The sequence below is a fragment of the Streptomyces sp. S3(2020) genome, assembly GCF_013044505.1.
Taxonomy (GTDB): Bacteria; Actinomycetota; Actinomycetes; order Streptomycetales; family Streptomycetaceae; genus Streptomyces.
On the sequence record NZ_JABERD010000014.1, the window covers coordinates 21038 to 45656 of the forward strand.

19 protein-coding genes are annotated in these 24619 nt (G+C 70.9%); 8 read left to right on the plus strand and 11 right to left on the minus strand.

What is annotated here, in order from left to right; all coding sequences use genetic code 11:
- The first annotated feature begins 98 nt into the window (after positions 1-98).
- Both HLK59_RS07310 and HLK59_RS51900 read left to right on the plus strand, forming a co-directional pair.
- The gene (locus HLK59_RS07310; RefSeq protein WP_171140436.1) at positions 99-815 is read left to right on the plus strand and encodes a peptidoglycan-binding protein; all 717 of its coding nucleotides are present in this window, start codon (positions 99-101) and stop codon (positions 813-815) included.
- A gap of 9 nt (positions 816-824) precedes the next feature.
- Positions 825-1508, plus strand: a complete 684-nt coding sequence (locus HLK59_RS51900) for a peptidoglycan DD-metalloendopeptidase family protein (protein ID WP_171140437.1) — start codon at positions 825-827, stop codon at positions 1506-1508.
- 11 nt (positions 1509-1519) lie between these two features.
- Here the strand turns inward: HLK59_RS51900 and HLK59_RS07320 are convergent, their stop codons facing one another.
- Positions 1520-2380 carry a nuclease gene (locus HLK59_RS07320; RefSeq protein WP_171140438.1) on the minus strand — a complete coding sequence of 287 codons (861 nt, stop codon included), beginning with the start codon at positions 2378-2380 and terminating at the stop codon, positions 1520-1522.
- 107 nt (positions 2381-2487) lie between these two features.
- Positions 2488-3579: an LLM class flavin-dependent oxidoreductase gene (locus HLK59_RS07325; protein ID WP_171140439.1), complete on the minus strand. Its 1092-nt coding sequence runs from the start codon at positions 3577-3579 to the stop codon at positions 2488-2490.
- A 233-nt stretch (positions 3580-3812) separates the two neighbouring features.
- Here HLK59_RS07325 and HLK59_RS07330 point away from each other — a divergent pair, with 233 nt between their 5' ends.
- Entirely contained in the window at positions 3813-4457 is a 645-nt protein-coding gene (locus HLK59_RS07330; RefSeq protein ID WP_171140440.1) for a hypothetical protein, read from the plus strand.
- Positions 4458-4473: 16 nt separating this feature from the next.
- Here HLK59_RS07330 and HLK59_RS07335 read toward each other — a convergent pair whose 3' ends face one another.
- Genes HLK59_RS07335 through HLK59_RS07360 form a run of 6 tightly spaced genes read right to left on the minus strand, consistent with a single transcriptional unit; the run spans position 4474 to position 10984 of the window.
- A complete protein-coding gene (locus HLK59_RS07335) occupies positions 4474-5298 on the minus strand; it encodes an ATP-binding cassette domain-containing protein (protein WP_171140441.1) in 825 nt (274 codons plus the stop codon).
- Positions 5295-6326: an ABC transporter ATP-binding protein gene (locus HLK59_RS07340; protein WP_171140442.1), complete on the minus strand. Its 1032-nt coding sequence runs from the start codon at positions 6324-6326 to the stop codon at positions 5295-5297. The genes HLK59_RS07335 and HLK59_RS07340 overlap by 4 nt, the downstream gene beginning before the upstream one ends.
- Positions 6327-6332: 6 nt before the next feature.
- The gene (locus HLK59_RS07345) at positions 6333-7187 is read right to left on the minus strand and encodes an ABC transporter permease (protein WP_171140443.1); all 855 of its coding nucleotides are present in this window, start codon (positions 7185-7187) and stop codon (positions 6333-6335) included.
- On the minus strand, positions 7184-8137 hold the full coding sequence (locus HLK59_RS07350) for an ABC transporter permease (RefSeq protein WP_171140444.1): 954 nt from the start codon (positions 8135-8137) through the stop codon (positions 7184-7186). The genes HLK59_RS07345 and HLK59_RS07350 overlap by 4 nt, the downstream gene beginning before the upstream one ends.
- A 6-nt stretch (positions 8138-8143) precedes the next feature.
- Entirely contained in the window at positions 8144-9781 is a 1638-nt protein-coding gene (locus HLK59_RS07355; protein ID WP_171140445.1) for an ABC transporter substrate-binding protein, read from the minus strand.
- A gap of 51 nt (positions 9782-9832) precedes the next feature.
- Positions 9833-10984: a C45 family peptidase gene (locus tag HLK59_RS07360; RefSeq protein WP_171140446.1), complete on the minus strand. Its 1152-nt coding sequence runs from the start codon at positions 10982-10984 to the stop codon at positions 9833-9835.
- A gap of 112 nt (positions 10985-11096) precedes the next feature.
- Between HLK59_RS07360 and HLK59_RS07365 the strand changes: the two genes are divergently transcribed.
- Together HLK59_RS07365 and HLK59_RS07370 are read left to right on the plus strand one after the other, a co-directional pair.
- Positions 11097-12020: a MurR/RpiR family transcriptional regulator gene (locus tag HLK59_RS07365; protein ID WP_171140447.1), complete on the plus strand. Its 924-nt coding sequence runs from the start codon at positions 11097-11099 to the stop codon at positions 12018-12020.
- A gap of 109 nt (positions 12021-12129) precedes the next feature.
- Positions 12130-13524 carry a hypothetical protein gene (locus HLK59_RS07370; protein WP_240982266.1) on the plus strand — a complete coding sequence of 465 codons (1395 nt, stop codon included), beginning with the start codon at positions 12130-12132 and terminating at the stop codon, positions 13522-13524.
- Positions 13525-13594: 70 nt separating this feature from the next.
- On the opposite strand, the gene HLK59_RS07375 is transcribed toward HLK59_RS07370, so the two are convergent.
- Entirely contained in the window at positions 13595-14569 is a 975-nt protein-coding gene (locus tag HLK59_RS07375; protein WP_171140448.1) for a WYL domain-containing protein, read from the minus strand.
- Positions 14570-14714: 145 nt separating this feature from the next.
- Between HLK59_RS07375 and HLK59_RS07380 the strand changes: the two genes are divergently transcribed.
- Positions 14715-15110 (plus strand): RidA family protein, encoded by a 396-nt coding sequence (locus HLK59_RS07380; protein WP_171140489.1) that lies wholly within the window; start codon positions 14715-14717, stop codon positions 15108-15110.
- Between the two features lie 54 nt (positions 15111-15164).
- Here HLK59_RS07380 and HLK59_RS07385 read toward each other — a convergent pair whose 3' ends face one another.
- Positions 15165-15596: a hypothetical protein gene (locus tag HLK59_RS07385; RefSeq protein ID WP_171140449.1), complete on the minus strand. Its 432-nt coding sequence runs from the start codon at positions 15594-15596 to the stop codon at positions 15165-15167.
- A 200-nt stretch (positions 15597-15796) separates the two neighbouring features.
- Here HLK59_RS07385 and HLK59_RS07390 point away from each other — a divergent pair, with 200 nt between their 5' ends.
- Complete coding sequence (locus tag HLK59_RS07390) at positions 15797-18808, plus strand: glycosyl hydrolase (RefSeq protein ID WP_171140450.1); 3012 nt, start codon at positions 15797-15799, stop codon at positions 18806-18808.
- A 102-nt stretch (positions 18809-18910) separates the two neighbouring features.
- Here the strand turns inward: HLK59_RS07390 and HLK59_RS07395 are convergent, their stop codons facing one another.
- Positions 18911-19528: a hypothetical protein gene (locus tag HLK59_RS07395; RefSeq protein WP_171140451.1), complete on the minus strand. Its 618-nt coding sequence runs from the start codon at positions 19526-19528 to the stop codon at positions 18911-18913.
- A 296-nt stretch (positions 19529-19824) separates the two neighbouring features.
- Between HLK59_RS07395 and HLK59_RS07400 the strand changes: the two genes are divergently transcribed.
- Complete coding sequence (locus HLK59_RS07400; protein ID WP_171140452.1) at positions 19825-24618, plus strand: hypothetical protein; 4794 nt, start codon at positions 19825-19827, stop codon at positions 24616-24618.
- Position 24619 lies beyond the last annotated feature (1 nt).

Sequence of the window (24619 nt, forward strand, 5' to 3'; positions counted from 1 at the left end):
ATTCAGCACCGCTGACGCCGCGGTGACGCTCAGGTGACACCTGTTTCCGTACCTTCGAGCAAACGCCGCCCCTCGCGAAACCCGAAGGGGATCCCCTCATGGTCGCTCTGTCGAACGTCCGGTTCGGGAAGCGGAACGAGGACGTACGCACCGTGCAGAAAGCCCTCATCAAACGCGGACACAAACTCCCCGACGGCGCCACCGGCTTCTTCGGCGAACAGACCAAAGCCGCCTACCGCGCCGAACAACGCAAACAAGGCTTCACAGGAACCGACGCCGACGGCATACCCGGCCCCACCTCCCTGGCCACCCTCGGCCGCCTCACCGGATTCTCCGTCGACGGCGCGAGCGCACCGACCGCCCCCAAGGGACGGCTCGCGCTCGCCCAGGTCACCTTCCGGGACCCCGGCAACGAGTCCGGGGCGACGGCGATGCAGCGCTACGCGCGCAAGGCGTGCGAACTGACCGGCATGGACCCGAAGTTCGGTGTCCCGGCCCTCGCCACCATCGCCAAGCGCGAATCCGCCTCCAACCACCCGATGTTCCGTGTGAACAGGACGGACTCCAACGCGCACGGCGCCCGCGCCGCCGACGGCCACCCGCTGAACTGCTCCCGGGGCGCCACGCAGTGCATTCCGACCACGTTCGCCCACCACCACCAGGCGGGCACCGCGACCACGCCCTACGACGTGGTCGCCTGCATGTGCGCGACGGTCAACTACGTGCGCGACCGCTACGACGTGAACCAGTCCGGCTCGAACTTCGCCGCCCGCGTCCAGCAGGCCGATCCGAACCGGGCTCCCCACTGGTACTAGGAGCCTCCGATGGTCGCACTGTCCAACGTCCGGTTCGGCAAGCGGAACGAAGACGTACGCACCGTGCAGAAAGCCCTCATCAAACGCGGACACAAACTCCCCGACGGCGCCACCGGCTTCTTCGGCGAACAGACCAAAGCCGCCTACCGCGCCGAACAACGCAAACAAGGCTTCACAGGAACCGACGCCGACGGCATACCCGGCCCCACCTCCCTGGCCACCCTCGGCCGCCTCACCGGATTCTCCGTGAACGCGAAAGCGGCACGCCCTGCCACGCCGCGCCCCGCCACGGGACGGGTCGCCTCCCCCGTGCCCGGCCACAAAGTCAGCTTCCAGTTCTTCGAGCGCGGCAACTACGCCTGGAAGCCCGCCGGTGTCGGCCGCCACACCGGGCAGGACTTCGCCGCCAAGTCCGGCGCCCCCGTCGTCGCCGTACGCAGCGGCACCATCGCCTGGTCCAACAAGAACGGCGGAGCATACGGCGACTGGATCGGCCTGGCAGCGGACAACGGCCACGTCTACACGTACTGCCACCTCTCGCAGCGCCAGGTACGCACGGGCCAGCACGTCAAGGCGGGCCAACAGCTGGGCAAGGTCGGCAGCACCGGCAACTCCACCGGCCCGCACCTGCACTTCGAGATGTCGAAGGGCCGCACCTGGTCCTACGGCGATGTCGCCAAGCCCAGCTGGTGAAGCGGCTGGTGTCAGGCGTCCTCGAACAGCAGGTCCTCGGGCGGGTGTGTCATCCGCACGGTCTGACCGTTCGTGACCTCCACGACCTTGTGCAGGCCCACGCAGCGCTCGCCGGTGGAGAGGATGGAGTAGCGGTCCCTGGCGCCGGCCAGGTACGCGGGGAAGCATGTGACGGGCATGTCGAGGGCGAGGTAGTCGACCATGCGGCGGAACAGCTTCGGCAGCAGCACGGCATCGTCCGTCAGGGACGCCAGGCCGGTGATCTTCGCGCCGGTCGTGGTGACATCGCTCGGCCACAGACCGCGCCCCGCCTCCCGGGCCTGCGTCGCCGTGGTGGACATCTCCACCCGCAGGCTGGTGAACAGGCTGCGATAGAACGTCGGGTACACCAACCCGCTCGTGAGCAGATGGTGGTTGACCGTCGTCCTCAGCACCGTGACGTCGACGTCGATCTCCAGGCCGCTCGTCCCGGGCGGTGTTCCGCGCCCCGCCAGGGCGATGCAGCGTCCGTGGACGTCGGAACCGCGGGTGAGGACGAACCCGGGGACCGTCTCCGGCGTGGTGGCGGTGACCGTCTCGTCCGGACGGTGCTGGACATCGGTGAATCCGAGCCAGCTCAGCAGCTCGTCGCGTGCGGCGTGGGCGAACGGCAGTGGCTGGTGGACACGGTTGGCGCCGTAGTGCGTCTCGAGCGCGTCGATCGCGTCCAGCCGTAGCTTCGCCCGGCCCGTCACACTGTGCTCGACGGCACGGCCCAACCCGCCGCCGACCAGGCTCCACTGCGAGGGGTCGTCGGCCGTGAAACCGACCGTGTCCCCGTCCGGCTGCGAGCCCTTGACGTCGTAGAAGCCCTTGATGAGCAGCATCGGCATGACGACACCTCCACGGGTTCGACGGCGGATGGAAGCAGATCGCCGCGGCCGGAACCCCTCCCGTACGGCTCGTCGGGACCACCCGCACAGGTCGTCGTCCCCCTACTTCAAAGGGTGCGCCTCGCACGGCGGTTCCGCATGTCCTGCGGGAGGAGTTTCGCGAGCCGGGCCATCTCGGTGGGTGGGTCGATCACCGGCTGGATGAGGAGTTCGTCGATGCCGGCCTGTTCGAGGGTGGTGATGCGGGCGAGGAGGTCGTCGCGGGTGCCGACCAGGGCCAGGGTGTTCATCAACGAGGGCAGGACCAGGTCCCGGTCCTGCGGTGCGATGCGGCCGAGGTAGTTGGGGTAGAGCTTGGTGTGCCGGTCCGGCGCGGTGGCGGTGGTGCCGCGCCGGTCGAGGAGCCGCTGTACCGCCTCGCGTTCGTCGGGGCCGAGTTGATCGGCGAAGGCGGGGGTGTCGGCGGCGGTGTCCGCGGCGTAGGCCAGCAGCGACAGCACGAGGTGGCCCGTCGCGTCCCGGGCCGCGTCGCCGTGGGGGTCCTCGTCCTCGTCGAGCAGGTGCAGCGAGGTGACCACGTAGGAGCCCGGGCGTGAGTCGGAGTCGCGGGGTGCGGCCTGGCGGCGGGCGTCGTGCAGCGCGTGCCAGGCGGTGGGGTCCAGCAGGCCGAAGGAGATGAGGCCGGTGCCGCGGCGGCCCGCGACGGCGGCGGCCCGCGGCCCGAGCGCGGCCACGACGAACTCGATCGGGTCGACGGTGTTCACGTGCGCCCCGGCGTGCAGGAACCGGATGTCGCTGACCCGGTCACCTTCGCGGTACTCGGCCGGACGGCCCGCGCACAGGTCCTGGAGTGCGGCGGTGAAGCCCTCCATGCCGGCCGCCGGGGTCGGCCGCATGCCCAGGGTGCGCCGGGCGGTGTTCCCGGTGCCGACTCCGCAGATGATCCGGCCCGGTGCCAGGGCGTTGAGACCGGCGAGCCCGCTCGCGGCGGCCGGGGCCGAGCGCAGCGCCGGTGAGGTCACACCGATACCGAGCCTGATGCGACTGGTGGCCCTCGCGCACAGGCTCAAGGCGACAAAGGGGTCCCCATGCACCATCGGAGTGTCGTTGACCCAGAAGCTGTGCAGCCCCAACTCCTCGGCGCGCACAGCGAGTTCCTCCACACCGGGTCGCGCTGCGACGACGACGCCCGCCCGCATCAAAGCCTCCAAGGAGTCCGCAGGAAACCGAACCCGCTCAGCATGGCAGCTCCCGTCGCAGGACCGCGTGTGACCGGCACCGGGTGACAGCGGAACAGCGCGGAGGTGGGTGCCGAGCTGAGGCACCGAGCCCGTTGGGCCCCCTGAAGTGGCCCGGTGGTCCGGTGAGGCACAGGATGGGAGCGGCAAAAGCCGCAGACTGTCATATGTGCCGCCGGAAGGGGCTTCACCGCATGAGTGCCGACGTGTCACAGGCAAAGGACCCTTCACAGCGGCGCCGGGCCGTGGCCCCGGTCGTCGGGCTCGTGCTGACAGCCGTGAGTGTGGCGGCGCTCGTCTCGTGCAGCACCGACAGCGACGGTGACGACGCGTCCTCGTTCAGTCCGACGCCCACGGCCGCGGACACGGCGTCGTTCTCCGGCACGTCGCCGTCCGCCCTGGCCTCGATCGGGGCGTCGGTGAAGGCGTCCGCCAAGGAGGCGGCCTCGGCCGCGGCCTCCTCCGCCTCCGCGCGGGCCTCGGAGTTCGAGGCATCGGTGTCCGCCGAGACCGAACGCGCCAACAAGGCGGCGCAGAAGGAGCTCGCGGACGTCGACGGTCGGGGCAACGCGACGGCCGACGTCTCGATGACCGGTCTGCCGCGGGCGGAGACGGGCGGTCTGCTCGCCCTCGTCGTGAACATCACCAACCGGACGGACAAGACGGCGTCCTACGCCGTCCAGGTCGACTTCCGGGACCCGGACGGCAAGGTCGTCGAGACCCGCTTCGTCGGTGCGGAGGACCTGGAGCCGGGCGAGAAGGCACAGCCGCTGGCCATCAGTCGCAAGCCCGCCGAGCCGAAGCTGACGGCCGAGATCGCCAAGGCCCAGCGCTACTGAGCCCGGCGCGCGACGGTCAGGACCCGGCCCGCGCCCGGGCCGCCGCCGGGTCCCAGCCCTCGCGGGGGACGGAGTCGAGCAGCAGGCGTGTGTAGGGGTGCTCGGGGGCGCTGAGCACCCGTCCGGTCGGGCCCTGCTCGACCACCGTGCCGCGGCGCATCACCAGGGTCTCGTCCGTGATGTGCTGCACCACCGACAGGTCGTGGCTGACGAAGACGAGGGCGACCCCGGTGTCCTTCCTGATCTCGTCGAGCAGCAGGAGGATCTGGGCCTGGACGGAGACGTCGAGCGCGGCCACCGCCTCGTCGAGGACGAGGATCCGTGGATCGACGGCGAGCGCCCGGGCGATGGCGAGGCGCTGCCGCTGCCCGCCCGACAGCTCGTGGGGGCGGGCGTCCGCCTCGCGGGTGCCGAGGCCGACCTGGTCGAGCAGCGACTCGATGTGCGGGTCCGTCGAGGGGTGCCCGTGCAGGCGCAGGGCGATCCGCAGGCACTGGCGGGATGTCAGCCTCGGGTCGAGCGAGACGTACGGGTCCTGGAACACCATCTGGATCTCGCGGGCCCGGGCCAGCCGGTCCCGCCGGGTGCGCCGGCCCCGGCCCGGTGTCCGGTCGGCGCCGTTCACGGTGATCGTGCCGCTGTCGGGCCGGATCAGGCCCACGAGGGTGCGGGCGACGGTGCTCTTGCCGGAGCCCGATTCGCCCACGATGCCGAGTGATCCGCCGCGGGCGACGGTGAAGGACACCTGGTCGGCGGCGGTCAGACGGGTGCCGCCGGGGAGCCGGTACGTCTTGCGCAGGGCGTCGACGACGAGCAGCGGGGCGTCGGGGGCGGGGGTCATCGGGTGCTCCCGGTGGTCTGCGTGATCGGGTGCGCGGGCGGGCCGGGCTCCGCGGAGCGGCCGGGCAGTTCGGGAAGGCGTCGGCAGGCCGCCGTGCCGCCGCCGTCGGTGGGCACGGGCTCCGGCCGCCAGGTGTCGCAGGCGGGTTCGGAGTGCGCGCAGCGGGTCGTGAACGGACAGCCGGTGAAGGCGTCCGCGAGGGACGGCGGGCGGCCGGGGATCGGGCGCAGGGCCCGGGACGTCTCGCCCAGTTCCGGGGAGCACTCCAGCAGCCCCTGGGTGTAGGGGTGCCGTGCGGCGGTGAAGAGCCGGCTCGCCTGCCGTTCCTCGACGACGCGGCCCGCGTACATGACGTACACGCGGTCGCAGTAGGCGGCGGCCAGGTGCAGGTCATGGGTGATGAACAGCAGCCCGAGGCCGCGTTCCTCACGCAGGGTGCGCAGCAGGGCGAGGATGTCCGCCTGGGTGGTGACATCGAGCGCGCTGGTGGCCTCGTCGGCCAGCAGCAGCTCGGGTTCGGCGGCGAGCGCGCCGGCGATGACGACGCGTTGCAGCATGCCGCCGGAGAGTTCGTGGGGGTGCTGGCGCAGGTGGCGGGCGGGGTCCGGCAGACCGACGGCGTCCAGGAGTGCCACGGCCCGGGCCCGGGCCGCCCGCTTGTCGGTGAGGCCGGTGCGGGCGAGCCGTTCGAGGAGGAAGTCGCCGATCCGTCGTACGGGGTTGAGGGCCGAGCGCGGGTCCTGGTGGACCATGGCGACGGTGCGGGCGCGGTGGGCGCGCAGCTGTGCGCCGGTCATGGCGAGGACGTCGTCGCCACCCACCCTCACCTGTCCGGTGACGTGGGCGTCGTCAGGGAAGAGGTTGAGCACGGCCTTGGCGGTGGTGGACTTTCCGGAGCCGGACTCCCCGACGAGGCCGACGACCTCTCCGGCGGCGACCTGGAGGGAGACGTCCGCGAGCAGGGGCCGGGCGGCGCCGGGCAGGAGCAGGTTCAGGTTCGCTAGGTCGAGCAGCGTGTCGTTCGGCATGGTGGGCTACCTCCTGGCGCCGAGGCGGTCCGCGGCCCAGACGCCGACCATGTTGAAGGCCACCACGACGGCGGCGATGGCGGTGCCCGGCACGAGGGCCGGGAGCAGGGCTCCCTGGACGATCGCGGCCTGGCCCTCCTGGACCATGAGCCCCCAGTCGGAGCTGGGCGGCTGGGCGCCGAAGCCGAGGTAGCTGAGGGTGGCGAGGCTCATCAGGGACTCGCCGAACAGGACGACCAGGTAGCCGACGATCGGGCGGCCGAGGTTGGGCACGAGGTGGGCCACACAGATCCGGACGCCGCCCATGCCCTGGACGCGGTAGGCGTCGATGTAGGACTTGGACCGCTCGGACAGGGCCACGCTGCGGGTGTACTTCGCGATGGTCGGCGCGAAGGCCAGTCCGAGGGCGATCACCGACGTGGTCATGCCGGTGCCGAAGACCGCGATGATCAGGACGACGAACAGCAGGCCGGGGAAGGCGTACATGACGTCGGTGATCCGGGAGACCAGCGCGTCCACCCAGCCGCCGCGCCAGGCGGCGAGGGTGCCGAGGGTGACGCCGAGGACGGAGGCGAGCAGGAGCAGCAGGAGCGGTGCGATCAGGCTGGTCCGGGCGCCGTACAGCACCCGGGAGAGCAGGTCCTGACCGGAGGCGTCGGTGCCGAGGGGGTGGGCGGCGGTGGTGCCGACGAGGGAGGACGACAGGTCGACGGCGTCGGGCGCGTAGGGCGCGAGCAGCGGCGCGAGGACGGCGGCGAGCACGACGAGGCCGAGGAATCCGCCGGCGACGGTGACGCCCCAGGGGCGGCGGGGGCGCTTGCCCGCGGGGAGGAGGACGCCGATGGGGACGGCGGCGGTCATACGGAGCTCCTCAGGGCTTTCAGGCGCGGGTCGAGCAGGGGGTGCACGAGATCCACGGCGGTGGTGACGACGATGTACGAGGTGACCATCAGCAGCAGGACGGCCTGGGCGACGGGGAAGTCGTGGCTGTTGATGGCGCCGACGAGCAGTGAGCCGATCCCGCTGAGGCCGAAGACGGTCTCGATGGCCACGGTCCCGGCGAGCATGCCCGCGGTGACCAGACCGCACATGGTGACGATCGGCCCGAGGGCGTTGCGCAGCACGTGCCGGCGGATGATGTCCCGCTCGGGCAGTCCGGCGGCGCGGGCCACGGCCACGTGCTCGGCGGCGCCCGCCTCCGCCATGGCCTGCCGGGTCACCCGGCTGATCACGGCGAGCGCGCCGAGCGCCATGGCCACGGCGGGCAGGGTGAGGTGGTGCAGGGTGCCGGCGAAGCCCTCACCGCTGCCCGTCACCGGGAACCAGCCGAGCTCGACCCCGAAGACGGCGACCAGGGCGATGCCGCCGACGAACGACGGCACGGACGCGGCGAGCGTGGTGCCGCCGACCACGGCCGAGTCGACCCACGTCCCGCGCCGGACGGCGGCGACGATGCCGGCGCCCACGCCCAGGACGACGAACAGGACCGTGGCGTAGCCGACGAGGACCAGCGTCGTCGGGAAGCGGGAGGTCAGCAGGTCGGAGACCTGGTCGCCGTACTGGAAGGACCGGCCGAGGTCGAGGTGGAGGCAGTCCCACAGCCAGCGGCCGTACTGGACGACCAGGGGTTCGTCCAGGTGGTACTGCGCCCGGACGGTGGCGAGCCGTTCCGGGGTGAGCTTGTCGCGGCCCCCCGCCAGGAAGACGGCGGGGTCACCGGGGGCGGCGTAGACGGCGGCGAAGATCACGAAGGACGCCGCCAGCAGGGTGGCCACCAGTCCCGCGAGCCGCCGTCCAAGGGCGACGATCATGGTTGTTCAGCCCTTCTTCGCGCCGAGCCGCGCGGCCCAGGGGGAATAGAGGTACGCCATGGAGGCGGGCGGGCCGGTCAGTTCGTCGTTCATGACGAGCACGGTCGGCATCTGCGCGACCGGGATCCAGACCGCGGCATCGCTGAATTCCTTCTCGATGTCGACGACGAGCGCGGCCCGCTTCGCGTCGTCGATGGTACGCAGGGCCTCCTCGACGTTGCTGTCGTAGGCGGCGCTGCTGAACCCGACCCAGTTGTTGGAGCTGTCGGACAGTGCGTTGTCGTAGAAGCCCAGCGGGTCGCTCTTGGAGATGTACCAGTCGGCGACCAGCACGTCGATGTCCGCGCGGGCCTCCTTGTCGCCGTAGAACTCCCCGTAGGCCGCGCTCGGCACCGTCTTGATCTGTGCCTTGAGCCCGAGCTGGGTCAGGGCGGCGCGTACGGCGTTGGCGATCACGAGTCGGCCCTGGGTGCTGTCGGTGCCGATCACGATGGGCGAGTCGGGCTTGGCGGCGGCCTTCTTGACCAGTTCCTTGGCCGCGGCGAGGTCCGGCTCGGCGGGGGCGGCCGCGTCGAGCTGCTTCTGGGCGGCCTCGAAGACTGACTTCTCGTAGCCCCAGGCTCCGGAGCCGACGGGGGTCGCCCATGGCTCGACCAGACCGCCGTAGCCGGACTTGGCGATGCCCGTGCGGTCCAGGGCCAGGGACAGCGCCTTGCGGATGTCGGGGTCGGCGAGGCCGCCGCGCTCGGTGGGGATCAGGGCGAGGGTGGCGGTGCTCGGGCCGTAGTACTGCTTCAGGCCGGACTTGCCGGTCAGGGCGGCGGCCGTGCTGACGGTGTCGAGGTAGGCGCCGTCGGCGGCCCCGGTGCTGAGCGCGTTGACCATCGCGCTGTCCTCGGCCCAGCGGAAGACGACCTGTCCGGTGAGCGGCTTGTCGCCCCAGTAGTCGTCGGCGCGGGTGAGGGTGATGGAGTCGCCGGACTTCCAGTTCGTCAGCTCGTACGGGCCGGAACAGGCGTCGCCCTGGCCGGGCGTACCGAACTCGTTGCCCGCCTTCTCGACCAGCGCCTTGTCGTAGACGAGCCCGGCGTCACCGGCGAGTGCCTTCGTGAACAGCGCGTCGGGCTGCTTGAAGGTGATGGTGATCTCGCGGTCGCCGGTCCTGGTCATCGCGCTGACGTTGCCGAACTCGTCGGACTGCTCCATCTCCGGCTCGGCGTGCCGGCGCAGGCTGAACAGGACGTCGTCGGCGGTCATCGTCGAGCCGTCGTGGAAGGTGACGCCGTCACGCAGGGTCAGTACGAGGGTCTTCGGGTCCGGCCTGGTCTCCTTCTCGACGAGGGAGGGCTCTACGGACATGTCGGGCTGGAGCTGGTAGAGGCGCTCGCAGACGTTGCTGAGCACGGTGCGGCCCGCGCTGCCGCCCTGGGTGTCGAGGTCGAGGGACTCGGGCTCGTCCTCCAGCAGCCAGTCGACCGAGTCGACGGTGCCGGTGGCCGCGGCGGTGGTGGGCGTGAGCTTCAGCTGGGAGACGTCGACGCCCGCGGTGTCCTTGGACGTCGTGGTGTCGGCGCCTGCGCAGGCGGCGGTGAGGGCCAGCGTGCCGGCGAGACAGAGCGGCGCGAGGCGGGAGGTGGGCTTCATGGCGGGCTCCTGGGCGGGACGGGACGGGGCGAGGAGGGGCGCAGCGGATGGTCAGGCGGGTGCGTGGGGGCCGTCGTAGAGGTTCCAGGGCAGGTGCTGGTACTCGCGGTCGCAGGGCGTCCCGGCCGTGACGTGGTAGTCGCCCGCGGTGAGGTCCACACAGGAGGACACCAGTGTCGCCCAGTGCCTGATCTCGGGTTTGCGCGGGTCGGCGTGGGTGCACAGGGACTCGGGGAAGCCGAGGTGGTCCGACATCGCGTGCTTGATCAGCTTGCGGGTCTCGTCCGGGCCGTTCGCGTCGCGCAGCAGCCGCAGTCCTTCCTCCGCGCGCGGGACCCGTACCAGGGAGTCCGGGGCCAGGGGCCGGTAGTCGGCGGCCAGGGCGGCGGGGACGCCCGCCTGGTAGTGGTTGCCGTGGACGAGGAGGCCGTCGTCCGGATACATCCAGCCATGGCCGGCGGGGGTGGTCTCGATGTCGATGGCGAAGCCCTCGCGGCAGGTCAGCAGGGCGTTGCTGGCGATGTGGGCGCGGGTGCGGCAGAGCACGTCCAGCGCGTCGGTGATGCTCGACTGGTCGAGGACGGTGCGCCGGATCACGGTCTGCGGCAGTCCGACGGCGTCGTCGAAACGCCCGCCGAGGCCGTTGGCGTTGAAGGCGATCCCGGCGGAGTTGGCGCCCTGGCGGCCGATCTGTCCGGCCTCCACCTGCATGATGAGCGTGGGCTTGGGCGGCTGGACGATCCGGAGCATGACGACGGTGTCGGCGACACCGGCCCGCCAGTCCCAGTTCTGCCCCGCCCACACATGGCCGTCGCCGCTGGCGGGCCCGTAGGCCGCGAAGGAGGTGCAGCCCTCCGCGGGCTCCTCCGGCGCCTCGGCGCCGGTCCGCATGCGGGTGAAGGAGTCGTCGTAGATGACCTCGCCGCGGGCGTTGAGCGCGAGCACGTCGAGCAGGCCGACACCGGCGCCGTCGGCGATGCCCTCCATCTCCGTCAGGAGATCCGGGTCGTGGTCGCGGACGGGTTCCAGCCAGCGGGCGGCCCGCGCGGTGACCTGCTTCCAGGTCAGACCCGAGGAGACACCGAAGGCCTCCGCGTAGTAGCCGAGGGCGGTGTGCAGCTGCGGGGCGACGGCCTCTCCGTACTGTCGTCCTCTCTGGGACGGGGTCCCGGAGATCTCGACGACCGGAAGGCTGTGTTTCATGGGGAGGCTCCTCGACAAGGCACGAGCGCTGTAACATCTGTTCCAGATATTCACGCTCCTGGAACAAGGTGTTCAGAGCGTAACGTCGGTACCGCGAGAGTCAAGAGGTGTAATGGAGATTTCACAGCCGGGGGGTGCCGGAAGCGCCGCCCCCGGGGGCCTCACCCGCCTGCGCGCCATCGTCCGCGACCTGTGGGACGAGCTGTCCGCCTCCGAGCGGACCGTCGCCCAGTACCTGGTGAGCGCCCCGGTCGAGCAGGTGATGTTCGCCAGCACCCAGGAGCTGGGCACGGCCAGCGGCACCAGCAACGCCACCGTCGTACGCGCGTTGCAGCGCCTGGGATACGCCGGGCTGCCCGCCCTCAAGCGCGAACTGGCCGCCGACTTCACCGCGGCCCAGGCCCCCGACGTCCGCCTCGCGCAGCGCATCGCCCATGTCGGCAAGGATCTCGACAAGATCTGTAACGACGTTTTCGACGAGACCCAGGAGCGCGTCGACCAGTGCCGCAGCCTCGTCGACACCGAGGCGCTCCAGCGGGCGGTCACCGTGCTCGCCGAGGCCAGGGACGTGTTCTGCTACGGCGTCGCCGCCTGCGAACTCGCGGCCCGCCACCTCGCCCGCGCCCTGGGCCGCATCGGCCACCGGGCCCGGTTCGTCGGCGACACCGGCTTCGCCCTCGCCGACCCGCTGCTCGCCCTCGGACAGGGGGACGCGGTCGTGATCTTCCAGCCGGGACGGCAACTGCCCGAGCTCACCGTGCTGGTGGAGCGGGCCCGCGCGGTCGGCGCCAGGGTCGTCTTCATCACCGACGAACTGAGCGAGGTGTTCGCGGACCGGGTCGAGGCGGTGCTCCTCGCGCCCTACACACCCACCGGGAACACCAACGAGTCATTGACCGGGCTGGTCGTCGCCGACGTCCTCGTCCTCGCCCTCACCGCCCTCGACGAGACCTCGGCCGTGGAACACTCCCATCAACTCAACGCGCTGCGCGGACAGTTGCTCGGCTCAGGGGAGCCGCGGCACCGCAGGAGCTGACCCAGCACCGGTACTCCGGAGGGGGCACGCCGAGGGCGGCGGCGACCTCGGACCCGGGAGGCGCGGCGGGGGCTCCTGCCCGCCCCACTGTCGAACAGGGGGAGACACCATGCGCGGAGACCGCGGTCACCACGAGACCATCGCCGCGATTGCGCGAAATCCCGGGGCGCCTGCCGAAGTCCTGACGAGACTGCTGTGCAAGGAAGCCAAGGCGGCCTGGGACACGGTCGCCTGGCGCGCACTGCCGGACGAGGTGGTCGATGCCCTCGTCACGCATCCCGACCACAGACTCAGGACAGCGCTCACCGGCAACACCGAGGTGCCGCCGCAGCAGCGCGCCCGCCTCGTGGACGATCCCGATCCGAGCGTCCGCCACTATCTCGCCATCGGACCCGAATGGTTCCGCGTCACCGCGCGGCCACTGCCCCTGTCCGCCCAGCAACGCCTCCTGGCCGATCCGGAACTCCCCGTTCGCCGATCAGCGGCCTCCTGCCGCCAGACAGCTCCCGGCCTGGTCGCGGAACTCGCCGACCACCAGGACGCGGACCTCCGCCGGGCAGCGTGCCGCGCATGGACCCTGCTCTCCGAGGACACCCGGAGCCGTCTGCTGCGCGACGACGATGACGACGTACGACAGGCGGCCATGATCGAGGCCTGCCGCGACGACGAGGGCTGCACCGATCTCCTCCTCGACTCGGACATCGGCCGCTTCCGCCGAAACGACGTGATCCGCTACGGCGCCATGAGCACGGCGACCGCCGAACGGCTCGCGGCAAGCTCCGACGACGAGGACCGGCAGGAGCTGGCGACCAACCTGGGCGTGCCCATCGACCTCGTCAGGACGTTGGCCGACGACGACGCACACAACGTCCGGCTGGCGGTATCGGTACGACCGGAATTGACAGAGACCGAACGTACCGCCATCGACATCACCATCGAGGAGTACCACCGGCTCTCTCCCGTCGAATGGGTCCGCCGGTGCACCGATCCCGACCTGCTGCGCCACTGCGCCAGGTCGGCCAACATCCTGCTGCGCCGCAGCGCCGCCTACAGCCGGCACTTGCCCGCCGACGCGATCGACCTGCTGTCGCGGGACGACGACTACGCCGTGCGGCTCCTGCTGTGCGAGAACCAGCCGGCCGTCGACGGCGAAGTGGTGCTCCAGACCTATCTGGACTGCCAGGTCATCACGAAGGGCTTCCTGCTGGACCACCCGAACTTCCCCCGCGCGGGCAACGGAGCCCGCTTCGCCGACGACCTGGATCCAGCGAAACGATGCCTGGTGGGGCTCGACCCCGAGGCACCCGTCGACGCCGTGGTCCGGCTGCTGGCCGACCCCGACGAGCGCGTACGCGCCATGGCGGCCGCGCACCCCGCGCTGCCGGTCGACCTCATCCTCCAGAGCTGCGCCAACCCGGAGTTCTCCGCCCACGCCCTCAGCAACCCCAGCCTTCCCGCGGAGGTCATGCACCGGTACCTGGACGATGCGGGCATCCCTCGCTGACGCGGGGAGAGAGGATCAGCAAGGCCAGCGCCCCCATAGCGCCATACGGCCATACGGCCATACCGTCACTTCACGACGGATCCCCGTAACGAGCGGTCATAGCGGCAGCGCGGTCACGCAAGGAGGTGCGCAGCGACTCCGGGGCCAGGGCCTCCGCGTCCGTGCCGAGCTGCCACAGCGCCCACTCGGCGTGCTCCGCGTCCTGGAAGGTCACCTCCAGCCGCAGCCAGCCGTCCATGTCGGGGTCTTCCGCGCGGACGGCCAGCGCGGTGTCCAGCAGGCCCTCGCGCCGCGCCGGATCCACCCGCACCCGCACGGTGATGTGGTCGCCGCCGGAGAGGAACCGCGCCGAGCGGTCCCGCCAGATCCGGTCCAGATCGACTTGACCCGGTCGCTGTGCCGCTTCGGGGAGTTCCTCGGCGGCCAGCACCCGGGACAGCCGATAGGTGCGGTCCGCGCCAGATCTCGTGGCCAGCAAGTAGCCCCGCTCGCGTACGGTGACCAGACCGATCGGGTCCACCGTGCGCCACCGTGCCGGCTGGCCGGAAGCCGCGTAGTGGATACGCAACTTGTGCCCGGCCAGCACCGCGCGCCGGACCTCGACCATCGTCGTGTCCGGTACCTCTTCGGTGACCAGTCGGCGCGACAGCAGGTCCGACTCCGGATCGACGAGAAAACGCTGAGCCGCGTCGCTCGCGGTGGTCCGGTGGCTGTCGGGCAGCGCGTCGAGCACCTTCCGCATGGCCGAGGCGAGCGCCGGACCGAGGCCGAACACCTGCTCACCGCGCCCCGATCCGGCGGCCAGCAGGGCAAGGGCCTCGTCGTGGTTCAGTCCGGTGAGCTCGGTCCGGAAACCGGGCATCAGCGCGAAGCCACCGTGCCGGCCGCGCTCGGCGTAGACCGGGACACCGGCCGCGGAGAGCGCCTCGATGTCGCGCAGCACGGTGCGGGTGGACACCTCCAGCTCGCGGGCCAGCGTGTCCGCCGTCAACCGACCGCGCTGACGCAGTAGGAGCACCAGTGAGACCAGACGGTCGGCGCGCATGCGAGAACGCTAGCCGAGTACGTCGGAATACGTGACTGAGGGTGTCGTGATTTGTTGGGAGGCTCGTTCACGCGACGTCGAAGCCGCCCGTTACCGAGCCGCAGACGTACGCACTCCCGACGCCTCGAATGGAGCTGAAGTGGCAGTGGAACGTACGGCGGTCAACCCGGTGGCTTGGTCGGTGGAGATGGGGTTCAACCAGGGTGAGGTCGTCTCCGGGCACACTCGGACCTTGTACATCTCGGGGCAGACCGCGATGAGCGGCGACGGCAAGCCCCGGCATGACGGCGACATGGCGGCGCAGTTGGCGCTGAGCGTCGACAACCTGGAGGCCGTTCTCGGGGAGGCCGGCATGTCTCTCGCGAACCTCGTCCGGCTGAACGTCTACACGACCGACGTCGATCTGCTGTTCCCGCACTACGGCGTGCTGGCGGCGCGCTTGGCTGCCGCCGGGGTGGCCCCGGCCAGCACCATGCTCGGGGTGGCGCGACTGGCGGTCCCCGGCCAGCTGGTCGAGCTCGAAGGGACCGCCGTCGCGTGAGGTGAACTCGCCGTTCCCGCCGCCGAACCGCGCCTGGCGTGAACGGTGGTGAGGTCAGGCGGACGCGGGGCGAGCAGCGATCAGGTGTTCGCAGATGGCTCGGCGTTCCGGGTGGCGGGCAGCGATCTCGGTGAGTACGGCGTTCATTTCCACGGCTGTCGGCAGGGGGAATATCCCCTGGTGGAGGGCCATGTGCAGACGGACCGTATCGTCCGCCCGCCGCAACCAGTCGTCGAGAGTGTGCTGCATCGAGGCACCGTTGTCCGTGCCGGACCACTGGGCGACGTGCAGGAACGTGGTCGCCTGCCGCACCGTGACACGCCCTGAGTCCACGGCCTGAGCCACGATCTCGGCGATGTCGTCCGCACCGTAGGCGTCGATGAGACCGTCCACAGCGTCGAAGAGTTCGTCCGGTAGTTCAGCGGACTCGTCCTCCGGGACCCGCACAGCGCACAGCCTGTCCAGCGCCGCCTCCCATGTCCGCATTGCCACCGTCCCGCCTGCGTGCCGACCTTCGACGGACAGTAGCGGACGGCAGCGGACAGGCCGTGGGCTGCGTACCCGGGGCAGTTCGCGTCGTCGCAGCGAAGGGATTTGGTGCGCCGATCTTGACCCGCCGAGGAATCCCGGCTTAACGTTCCCGCGTTTGCAGCGAGTTGAAACGTTTCATTCCTTGGGGGCGAACCATGCAGAAGCCCATCCCGCAGCGTGGCGGCATATCCCGGCGCGCCGTCCTCGCCGCCTCCCTCGCCACAAGCGCCGCCACGGCGCTCGCGGCGACGGGCGCGGGGAACGCCGTCGCCGTTCCTCTGACCGGTCATCAGCCCCTGCCCGGCGACTGGTTCGCCACTCCCCCGCGCTCGGTGCGCCCCAAGTTCCGCTGGTGGTGGCCGGACGGACTCGTCGACCCGGCGGAGATCGCCCGCGAGATCGACCAGATCGCCGACGCCGGTTTCGGCGGCGCCGAGATCTCCGCCGTCCATCACAGCGTCAAGGACAAGTCCGTCCTCGACACCGCCCACCACGGCTGGGGCAGCACTCCCTGGCGCGAGGGCGTCGAGGCAGCCCTGCGCCAGGCCGCCCGTCGTGGCCTGACCGTCGACCTCACCCTCGGTCCCAGCTGGCCCGTCGCCGTCCCCGGCGTCACCCCCGACGACGAGGCCGCCGCCCAGGAACTCGCCTACGGGCGCCTCACCGTGACCGGCGGCACCACCTACCAGGGCCCGGTGCCCGAGCCCGTGCGCGCGGCCGCCGGCGAGGTCACCCGGCGCAGCCTGCTCGCCGTCCAGGCGGCCCGCGTCGAGCCCGCCAACGCCACCCGCAAGGAGACCGGTCTCGACCTCGCCAGCGTCCAGGACCTCACCGCCGGCGTCGAGGGCGGCACCCTGACCTGGACCGCTCCCACTGAGGGCGACTGGGTGCTGATCTCCTACTGGCAGCGCGGCACCGCCCAGCAACCCGAGTCGGGCCCGCACTCCGCCCCGGCCGCCTACGTCGTCGACCACTTCAGCCCGGCCGGCACCGCCGCGGTCACCGGCTTCTGGGAACGCTCCGTCCTGACCGGCTCGGTGCGCAGACTCCTCAGGGCGGCGGGCGGCGCCTTCTTCGAGGACTCCATCGAGCTGGAGACCGACTCCCTCGTGTGGACCTCGGCACTGCCCGACGCCTTCGAGAAGCGCTGCGGCCGCTCGCTGCTGCCGTACCTGCCGGCACTCGTCCTGGACAAGAGCAACCAGGTCTTCGCCTTCGAGGCGCAGATCACCCGGCAGATCCGGCACGACTTCTGGGAGACCGTCTCCCACCTCTTCAACACGCACCACGTCACCGCCCTGCGGGACTGGGCCCACTCCCTGGGCATGGAACTGCGGGCGCAGCCCTACGGCTTGCAGACCGACGCGATCGCGTCCGCGGCGCTCCTCGACATCGCGGAGGGGGAGTCACTGGGTTTCAAGAACCTCGACGACTACCGCTGTCTGGCAGGCGGACGGGACATGGCCGGGCACACCGTGCTGTCCTGCGAGTCGGGCGCCTACAACGGCTCGGCGTACAGCACGACCTGGGACCGGTTCCTGCGCACCATGGGCGGTGCCTACGCCGCCGGAGTCAACCAGACGGTGGTGCACGGATTCTCGTACGCGACCGCCCCCGGCGTGAGCTGGCCCGGCTTCGCCGCCTTCAGCCCCTACAACGGCGCGCCCGGCTACGGCGAGTCGTGGGGGCCCAGACAGCCCACCTGGCGGCATGCCGAGGACATCGCCGGATATCTCGGGCGTGTGCACCAGGTTCTCCAGACGGGTACGGCGCGAGCCGACGTCGCCGTCTTCCGCCAGACCGGCTACACCGCGACCGGCATCGGCGCCTCCTGGTTCACCGCGACCGGCGTCCCGCTCGGCTGGACCCACCAGTTCCTCAGCGGCCCCCTGCTCGACCTGCCCTCGGCCCGTGTGGCGGACGGCCGTCTGGCGCCCCAAGGCCCCGCCTACAAGGCCCTGTTCGTCGAGGGCGACTTCTTCTACGGGTCCACCCCGACCCTCGCCCTCGCCGATGCCCAAAAGCTCCTGGGCCTGGCACGGGCAGGCCTTCCCATGGTCCTGCTCGGCTCCTTCGACCAGGCCCTGACGCCCGGCGTTCCCGGTCAGGACGAGACGGAGCGGCTGCGCGAGGTCCTCACGAGCCTCCTCGCCCTCCCCCACGTCAAGTCCGTCACCGACAAGAGCGCCGTCGGTGACGCCCTCGCCGCCCTCGGCATCGCCCCCGACGCCCGCTACGCCGCCGCGTCCACCCTCCTCAACGCCCACCGCGTCATCGGTGACACCGACCTGTACTACCTCTGCAACGGCAAGCACGCCGAGACGGTCAAGCCGCCGGTCGCGGCCATCGACCACGACGTCACCCTGCGCCGCACCCGGCACTCCACCACCGTCCCCTATCTGCTCGACCCATGGACGGGAGAGGTGACCCGGATCGGCGGCTACACCGAGGCCGACGACACCATCACCCTCCGCGTCACCCTCGACCCCGGCCAGGCCACCGTCATCGCCCTCGGCCGGCCCGGCCTGTTCGGGGACCGCAACGGCAGCCGCAAGCACGCCGTGGAGACCAGCGCCGACCGTGTGCTCTTCACCGACCGCGGGCTGGCCATCCGTGCCACCGCCGGCGGCACGTACACCACCCTGCTCTCCCACGGCCGTACGGTCTCCACCACCCTGCCCGCGGTACCGGGTCCGATGACACTGGACCGTTGGCGGCTCGACGTCGAGGACTGGTACCCCGGCGCCGAGGCGACCGACACCGACATCATCCGGCGCGGTCTCACCCTGGACGCCCTGCTCCCCTGGTCGCAGATCCCCGAACTGGCCGACTCCGCGGGCATCGGCCGCTACCGCACCACCGTCAACCTGCCCACCGACTGGACCTCGTCCCACGGCGCCCACCTCGAACTGGGCACCGTCAGCGACACCTTCCGGGTCTCGGTCAACGGCACACGGCTGGCCCCCGCCGACCGACTTCACCCCGTCGTCGACCTCGGCGGACACCTGCGCCCCGGCACCAACACGATCGAGGTCGAGGTGGCCACCCCCCTCATCAACCGCCTCCGCGTCAGCCGGCCCACCGTCTTCGGCACGGCCACCCGCCAGGCATACGGCCTCGCCGGTCCGGTACGCCTGGTGCCGTACGTTCAGGGTCAGGTGAGGTGACGGGCGACCACCCGTGCAGAGCACGCGGCACCGCGACGCGCATTGATCAGTTGCCCGAACGGGCTTGGCCCGAGAGCGGCCCGTAGGGGGCTCGACGGGCGGTTAGGTCCGCAGCGACTCGCTCAGCATGGTGACGACGAATCCGGTGAGGGATACGACGAACATGACGGCAGCCCAGCGCAGCACACGGGTGGCGGCCCGCAGCCGTAGGTAGCGGTGACGGTGCTGTCGTATCCCGATCCACAACTCGATCTGCGCCGCCGCGAGGATCGCCTGGTACGACTGACTCTCGACGCTTGCCCTGAACGCGTCGTAGGTCTGCAACTCCCTTACAGTGTCGGTGGGGTTGAACACCAGGGCCGCAGGGAGATCCCGGGCGTCCGTGAAGGTGTCGCGGCTGGGCCTCGGCGTGACCAGGACGCCGGTCGCCAGAATCAACGACAGCACGACCAGCCCGATGCTGAGCAGCAGGCCCAGGCCGAAGACCAACGTGGTCGCGATGCCGAGCCCCGAGTCGGGGCCATCGATGAGGCGGGCCAGGACAACGGCGTTCCCGGCGGACAGGATGGCCCCCGCGCTGAGTACGACGGAGGCTCTGGAAGCCGTGGAGGCGCGAAGCCGGTCGTACCGGTCGAGATGCCACCTCAGCAGGGTCAGCCTGTCCCCGACATCCGGGACCCCGTCCTCCGAGCCGGGCCCGCGCCGGTTCGATCGCACCACGCATTCCTCCTGCCGGAAGAGCACATCAACGTTGTCCGCTACGGGCCCAGATGGCCGTCGTAGGCGCGGACTCGACTGCCGAGGCGCGCCATCACCAGCTCGCCCCCGTGGGGACCGCGGTCCCGCGGCCGGGTAGCCGGATGGTGACATCAACATCCCTTTGTCGCACCCGTGTTGCTGCGGCGCTCCGATGATGGCAGGCAGTCGAAGTATCCGGAAGAGAGGGATATTTCTATGGCTTATGCGGGCAGAACCATTCGCAGCACGACGCATCCGCACAGGGAGGGCTCCTGATCATGGCAGGACTTCGCTTCCCACCCCGACTGACCCCGACCACCTGGGAGAACGTGTTATTGCCCCGGCGTGCCCCGCTCGCGGCGGACGGACGCTGGACCCGCCGGATCCAGGAGCAGGGGCTCCACCTGGACTTCTCGCGCGTCGAATTCGCGGACATGTCGGCCCTGGCACGGGCCCTGCTGTTGGTGGACGCGGCCGTACGGGACAGCGTGCCGGTGCGTGTCACCCTGCCCACGGCCGAACTGCCCGACGCACGCGAACCGGTGAACGCCGAGTCCAAGGAGCGGAGCCGAGCCGCCGCACAGCGACTGCTGACCCGGCGGGCCCGTGGACGCGGTGACGCACGGGCTTTCATGCGTCAAGTCGGCTTCTTTGACGCATTGGTACCGGCCCGCTGGCCGGAGGGCGCGGTCAGACTGGACGACGCGGCTACCGTCGAACATCTCGCGCACGCCGAGGACGGGCCCGGCCCCAGGCCGGCCGCACCGGACGCATCCCCCTATGTGCGCCGCCGGATTCTTCCGTTCCACTGGCTGCCGCCTTTGGACGCGCAGGAGTTGAGAGCCTCCCAGGAGTTCCAGGGGATCGTGGCGCGGCTACGCGACCTCGGCCTGTCGCAGCCGGACGTGGACGCGCTCAGCCAGACCGTACTGGTGGAACTGCTGTCGAACGTGGCCGAGCACGCCGGAGCGGGCGTCGTCGGCCGGGCTCCGCACTCCCTCGTGGGGGCGGTGCTCCTGGACTCGGTGACGTACGGGCGCCGGTACCCGGACATGCCACCCGCCTCCAGTGAACTGGCCGAGCTGGCCACGACCACCCGCAGCGAGGTGCTGCGGTTGCTGGTGGGCGACTCGGGCAGCGGCCTGGTGACAAGGCTGGACCCGGTACAGGCGCGCCGCGGTGTTCCCTCCGGCGTACGGCCGGTGTCGGGTCAGCGGCTCACCGAAGCCGAGGACACGGTGTTCTACGCCTTCGGACACAGCTCCGGCTCATCGGACAGCTACGGCACACGCGGCGCGCACAACGGGCTGTGGCGGGTGAGGCACCTGGTCAAGAGCTACGGGGGCAGCGTCGTCGTCCGCACCGCCGACGCGCTGGCCGGGCTCGTCTACACGGAGTCGGACGGCCAGGTCGCCATCCCAGAGAGCGCGCTCAGCCGCGCCCCCGGCACGCTGCACGAGGTACAGGTGCTCACCGACCCGAAGTCGCACCGCAACCCGCTGTCCTGGGTCGACCGCCCGGAGGCGGCGACGGGACGGCAACTGCGTTGGGTGCGTTGTGTGTTTGATCCGGTGGGCGGACTCGGCGAAACGGGGCGGGCGACCCTCCTGGCGGCCGCGCGGGAAGCGGCGGGTGACCCGTCGGTGGGTGGCGTGGTGGTGTCGATGTCGCTCCGGGACACGGACCACCTCAGCCGGTCGGGCCTCCAGAACGCACTCACGTCCGCCCTCGGTGTCGCGGGTACGCTCGCCGACCTTACCGCTGTCGCGGTGCTCTTCCCGGACGCGGACCCCAAGGTCCTCGACCTCAGCGTGACCGGATTGCACGCCGAACACCACAGCGGACCGGCCGTGGTGTCCAGCCCCATCTTGGTGCACGGCTGCTACGGTTCACCGATCTGGTACGGCGGCTCCTCCCCTCTGCGTGCCGTCCTGCGTGAGCTCAGCCGGAACGGCGGCGTGCTGGCGGTGGAAGCGGCGATGCGGAGCTGGACGGCCGCCGACGGAGCACCGGGGGCGGAACTGTGGCAGACGCTGGACCGATGCCCCGGGCTCTTCGACGTGTCGGACGGCCAGGTCTCTCTCGTGCTGTCCCCGCACGGTGTGCTGCGGACCCTCCAGGGAGAGACCCAACGCCAGCTGGCCGAGGTCGTGGAGGACGGGGGTGAGCGGGAGGGCGTAGCCAAGGGCCTGTTCCGAACACCTGGTCTGCGTATCACCCGGCGCTGGGTCGACTCGGCCATGATGCTGACAGCGACGATAGGTACCGCCACAGCCGCATATGTGCTGGCCCGCAAGGTGGAGAAGGTACTGGCCGAGCGGGGCAAGGGCGAGCCACCTACGATGGTCGCCCACGTCTCGGCGGCGCCTCGGCCCCTGGCGGCCCGACTCAGTGAGAGTCTGGCGCTCGGCGGCCGACATCACGCCATGCCCGGCGAACTCGACCTGGAGGGCCTGAATCCGAGCGAGCGGGTCCAGGCAGGCGAACGCGTGGTACTCATCACGGATCTTCTCTCGACCGAGAACACCACCCGCAGGGCCGCGGCCGCCATCGTGGCGGCGGGAGCCGAACCTGCCGTCATAGCCTGCGTCGTGGACGCCCGGCCGGAGCGCCGCGACATCCAACTGCTCAATCGCAGTATTCCGGTGGTCTCCCTCACCGATGTCTCCATCGGCGTCTACCCCGCGGACGGCTGCACGCCGCCTGCGGGCGAGGCGGGCCCTGACGTCGTGGACATCGACCCGATCCTGCGCCATCCCGTGGTTCCCTCGCCGCCGGAACCCCCGCGCATCTCCGAGATCGACTTCCTGCGGCTGTGCACCGGGGCCCCTGACACGCTCTCCCTGGGGCATCTCGCCGGGCCGCGCTCGCACTCCAGCGCCATGCTGCACCTCGACCGCGCGCTGCGGCACCCGGAGACGGGTACGAGGATCACGGACATCCTCCTCGAAGTGCTGCGCGAGGCCGTGGCGACGGTGCAGGACGTGCCCGGACCGGCCGGTCGGCGGCCGCTGCAACTCTGGTACGCCGGGACTCCGGACGACCGGTACGACAGCCGGCTTCCGGTCGCCGTGCACCGACGGCTGCGCGAACTCGACCACGAAGTGGGGCCGTTGGTCGCGGTGCCACGTGGGGTGGCGCGGAACCAGTGGATCTTCCCAACCGCCGTGCGGCACGAATCGGAAGGCCACACCGTCGTCGTTCTGGACGGGCGGGCGACGACCGGGACGACCCTCCAGCAAATGATCCGGCTGGCGGCAGCGAGCGGTGCCGCAGCGGTCGTGGCCGTCGTCCTCCTGGACCGGCTCGAACATCAGGAGGCGGCTGCACTACGCATGCTCCAGGCAGTGGTTCCGACCGGCGGCGGTACCTCCGTTCCGGCCGTCGTACGCTTCGTCAGCGCCAGCAGCGTTCCAGGCGAGCCCGCGCATGACTGCGCAATCTGCGCCACCCGCATGCGCGTGCAGGACGACACGGCGGCTCCCGACCGGCTGCGTCGGCACGCGGCCCAACTGCGGGAACTCCTGCGCCCACGGCGTAGAGAGGAAGTCTTCAGCAGCGCCGCCGCGGACCTGTTCGCCGTGCCGATCAGCTCCGACGACGTCATCGACTACATCCGCTGGCGCGCACTACTGCGCCAGGCGCTGCGGGACACCGGCTCCCGGCAAGGTGTGGTGGACCGGCTACGCGCCCTCCTCGACGACACAGGGCGCGGCGAGGAGTTCAGCCGGGTCAACCTGCTGCGCCTGCTCGCCGCTGAGCAGCAGTGGCTCAAACTGCCCCCGCTGCGCTTCACGGTGGGACGCGAACTGCTCGCGCAGCTGTGCGTGGCCGGTCTCGGCAAGTCGGCCAACGTCTCGCCCTGGCTGCGGGTCCAGGCACTGATGGTGCTCGCGGCCACCACGCCCCAACAACTGACCGAGGTGCTGCCGCGGTTGCTGGCTCTGGCCCTGGACGAGCCGCTGCTCGTGGACCAGATGCTGCTGGAGTGCTACCGGATGCTGCGCCGTCCGCCGCACGACTCACCGATCGACCTCTCACGGCTGCGTGAGAGTCTGCTGCGCTGCCGCAAGGTGCTGGAGGAGCAGCGCACATCGGGCTCGCCCGGGCTCGCCGACGAACATCTGCACGTGGTCCAGCAGCTCATCACCATCGCTGACCACAAAGCACGGCCCAAACCCGACGATCCGCAGAAGGCGTGGGAACAGCTGAGGGAGGACCTGGGACACGCGGTGATGCGGCACCGTCTGGATTCCGGCCTGCTGCGAGTGCGTGACTACGTCGAGGACCTGGAAGACGCCGCGCCCTCGCAGCGCGCCACCCAGGACGCCCGCTCCGACTGGGAGTCCTGCAAGCGGCACCTGGCCGAACGGGCCCTGGTGTGCCTGCCGGTGCTCCGCCACATCCTGGCGGGGGAGTATGTGGACGATCAACTCGGCAGGCGCGAGCACGAACGGCTGATGCGACTGCTGCCCAGCGGCATCACCGCGCTCAGCGAGGTAACCGAACGGCTGGACCGCCTGCTGCGCGGGCCGCGACGCGTGGACGACCTGGACTGGCAGCTCACGCGTAACGAGCTCCTCGACCGGCTCGACTGGTGGTATCGGATGTTCCTGGCCACCCACTTACCGGAGACGGGGAAACGGGCACTCGTCGTCGACCTGGTCTCCTCGGCGCCAACCTTGCTGGAACCCGCGCTACGCACCCTTCAGAGCGCGCCGGTGACCGACGTCCATGTGGTGCTGCCGGCCTCGGCGGCGGAGACCGAGGTGTTCTGCCCCGGGCCGTTGCTGCACGACGCGATGGACCATGTGCTGGACAACACCCGGCGTCATCGGGTGTCCAGCGCCGAGTGCCGGCTCGACGTGACCTGGACGAACGAGGCCTCCGGTACGGCTCGGGTCTCGCTGCGTACCACCGGAACCCGGCCGAGTCCCGCACCGGGCCAAGGCCTGCGCACACTGGACGCCAAGCTGCGACCCTTCGGGGCCTCCCTCACGGGACAGGCGCTCGACGACGGGGACTGGACGTTCGAGACGCTCCTGGCACTGCGGTTGTGGGAGGGGGCCTGAG

What these genes read in the sequence shown, in the direction of transcription:
- HLK59_RS07385 (WP_171140449.1), bottom strand. Translation starts at nt 15,596, where the DNA reads ATGCGGACATGGGAGGCGGCGCTGGACAGGCTGTGCGCTGTGCGGGTC.
- HLK59_RS07310 (WP_171140436.1), top strand. Translation starts at nt 99, where the DNA reads ATGGTCGCTCTGTCGAACGTCCGGTTCGGGAAGCGGAACGAGGACGTA.
- HLK59_RS07365 (WP_171140447.1), top strand. Translation starts at nt 11,097, where the DNA reads ATGGAGATTTCACAGCCGGGGGGTGCCGGAAGCGCCGCCCCCGGGGGC.
- HLK59_RS07390 (WP_171140450.1), top strand. Translation starts at nt 15,797, where the DNA reads ATGCAGAAGCCCATCCCGCAGCGTGGCGGCATATCCCGGCGCGCCGTC.
- HLK59_RS07325 (WP_171140439.1), bottom strand. Translation starts at nt 3,579, where the DNA reads ATGCGGGCGGGCGTCGTCGTCGCAGCGCGACCCGGTGTGGAGGAACTC.
- HLK59_RS07320 (WP_171140438.1), bottom strand. Translation starts at nt 2,380, where the DNA reads ATGCCGATGCTGCTCATCAAGGGCTTCTACGACGTCAAGGGCTCGCAG.
- HLK59_RS07350 (WP_171140444.1), bottom strand. Translation starts at nt 8,137, where the DNA reads ATGATCGTCGCCCTTGGACGGCGGCTCGCGGGACTGGTGGCCACCCTG.
- HLK59_RS07370 (WP_240982266.1), top strand. Translation starts at nt 12,130, where the DNA reads ATGCGCGGAGACCGCGGTCACCACGAGACCATCGCCGCGATTGCGCGA.
- HLK59_RS07355 (WP_171140445.1), bottom strand. Translation starts at nt 9,781, where the DNA reads ATGAAGCCCACCTCCCGCCTCGCGCCGCTCTGTCTCGCCGGCACGCTG.
- HLK59_RS07335 (WP_171140441.1), bottom strand. Translation starts at nt 5,298, where the DNA reads ATGACCCCCGCCCCCGACGCCCCGCTGCTCGTCGTCGACGCCCTGCGC.
- HLK59_RS07340 (WP_171140442.1), bottom strand. Translation starts at nt 6,326, where the DNA reads ATGCCGAACGACACGCTGCTCGACCTAGCGAACCTGAACCTGCTCCTG.
- HLK59_RS07330 (WP_171140440.1), top strand. Translation starts at nt 3,813, where the DNA reads ATGAGTGCCGACGTGTCACAGGCAAAGGACCCTTCACAGCGGCGCCGG.
- HLK59_RS07345 (WP_171140443.1), bottom strand. Translation starts at nt 7,187, where the DNA reads ATGACCGCCGCCGTCCCCATCGGCGTCCTCCTCCCCGCGGGCAAGCGC.
- HLK59_RS07400 (WP_171140452.1), top strand. Translation starts at nt 19,825, where the DNA reads ATGGCAGGACTTCGCTTCCCACCCCGACTGACCCCGACCACCTGGGAG.
- HLK59_RS07375 (WP_171140448.1), bottom strand. Translation starts at nt 14,569, where the DNA reads ATGCGCGCCGACCGTCTGGTCTCACTGGTGCTCCTACTGCGTCAGCGC.
- HLK59_RS51900 (WP_171140437.1), top strand. Translation starts at nt 825, where the DNA reads ATGGTCGCACTGTCCAACGTCCGGTTCGGCAAGCGGAACGAAGACGTA.
- HLK59_RS07360 (WP_171140446.1), bottom strand. Translation starts at nt 10,984, where the DNA reads ATGAAACACAGCCTTCCGGTCGTCGAGATCTCCGGGACCCCGTCCCAG.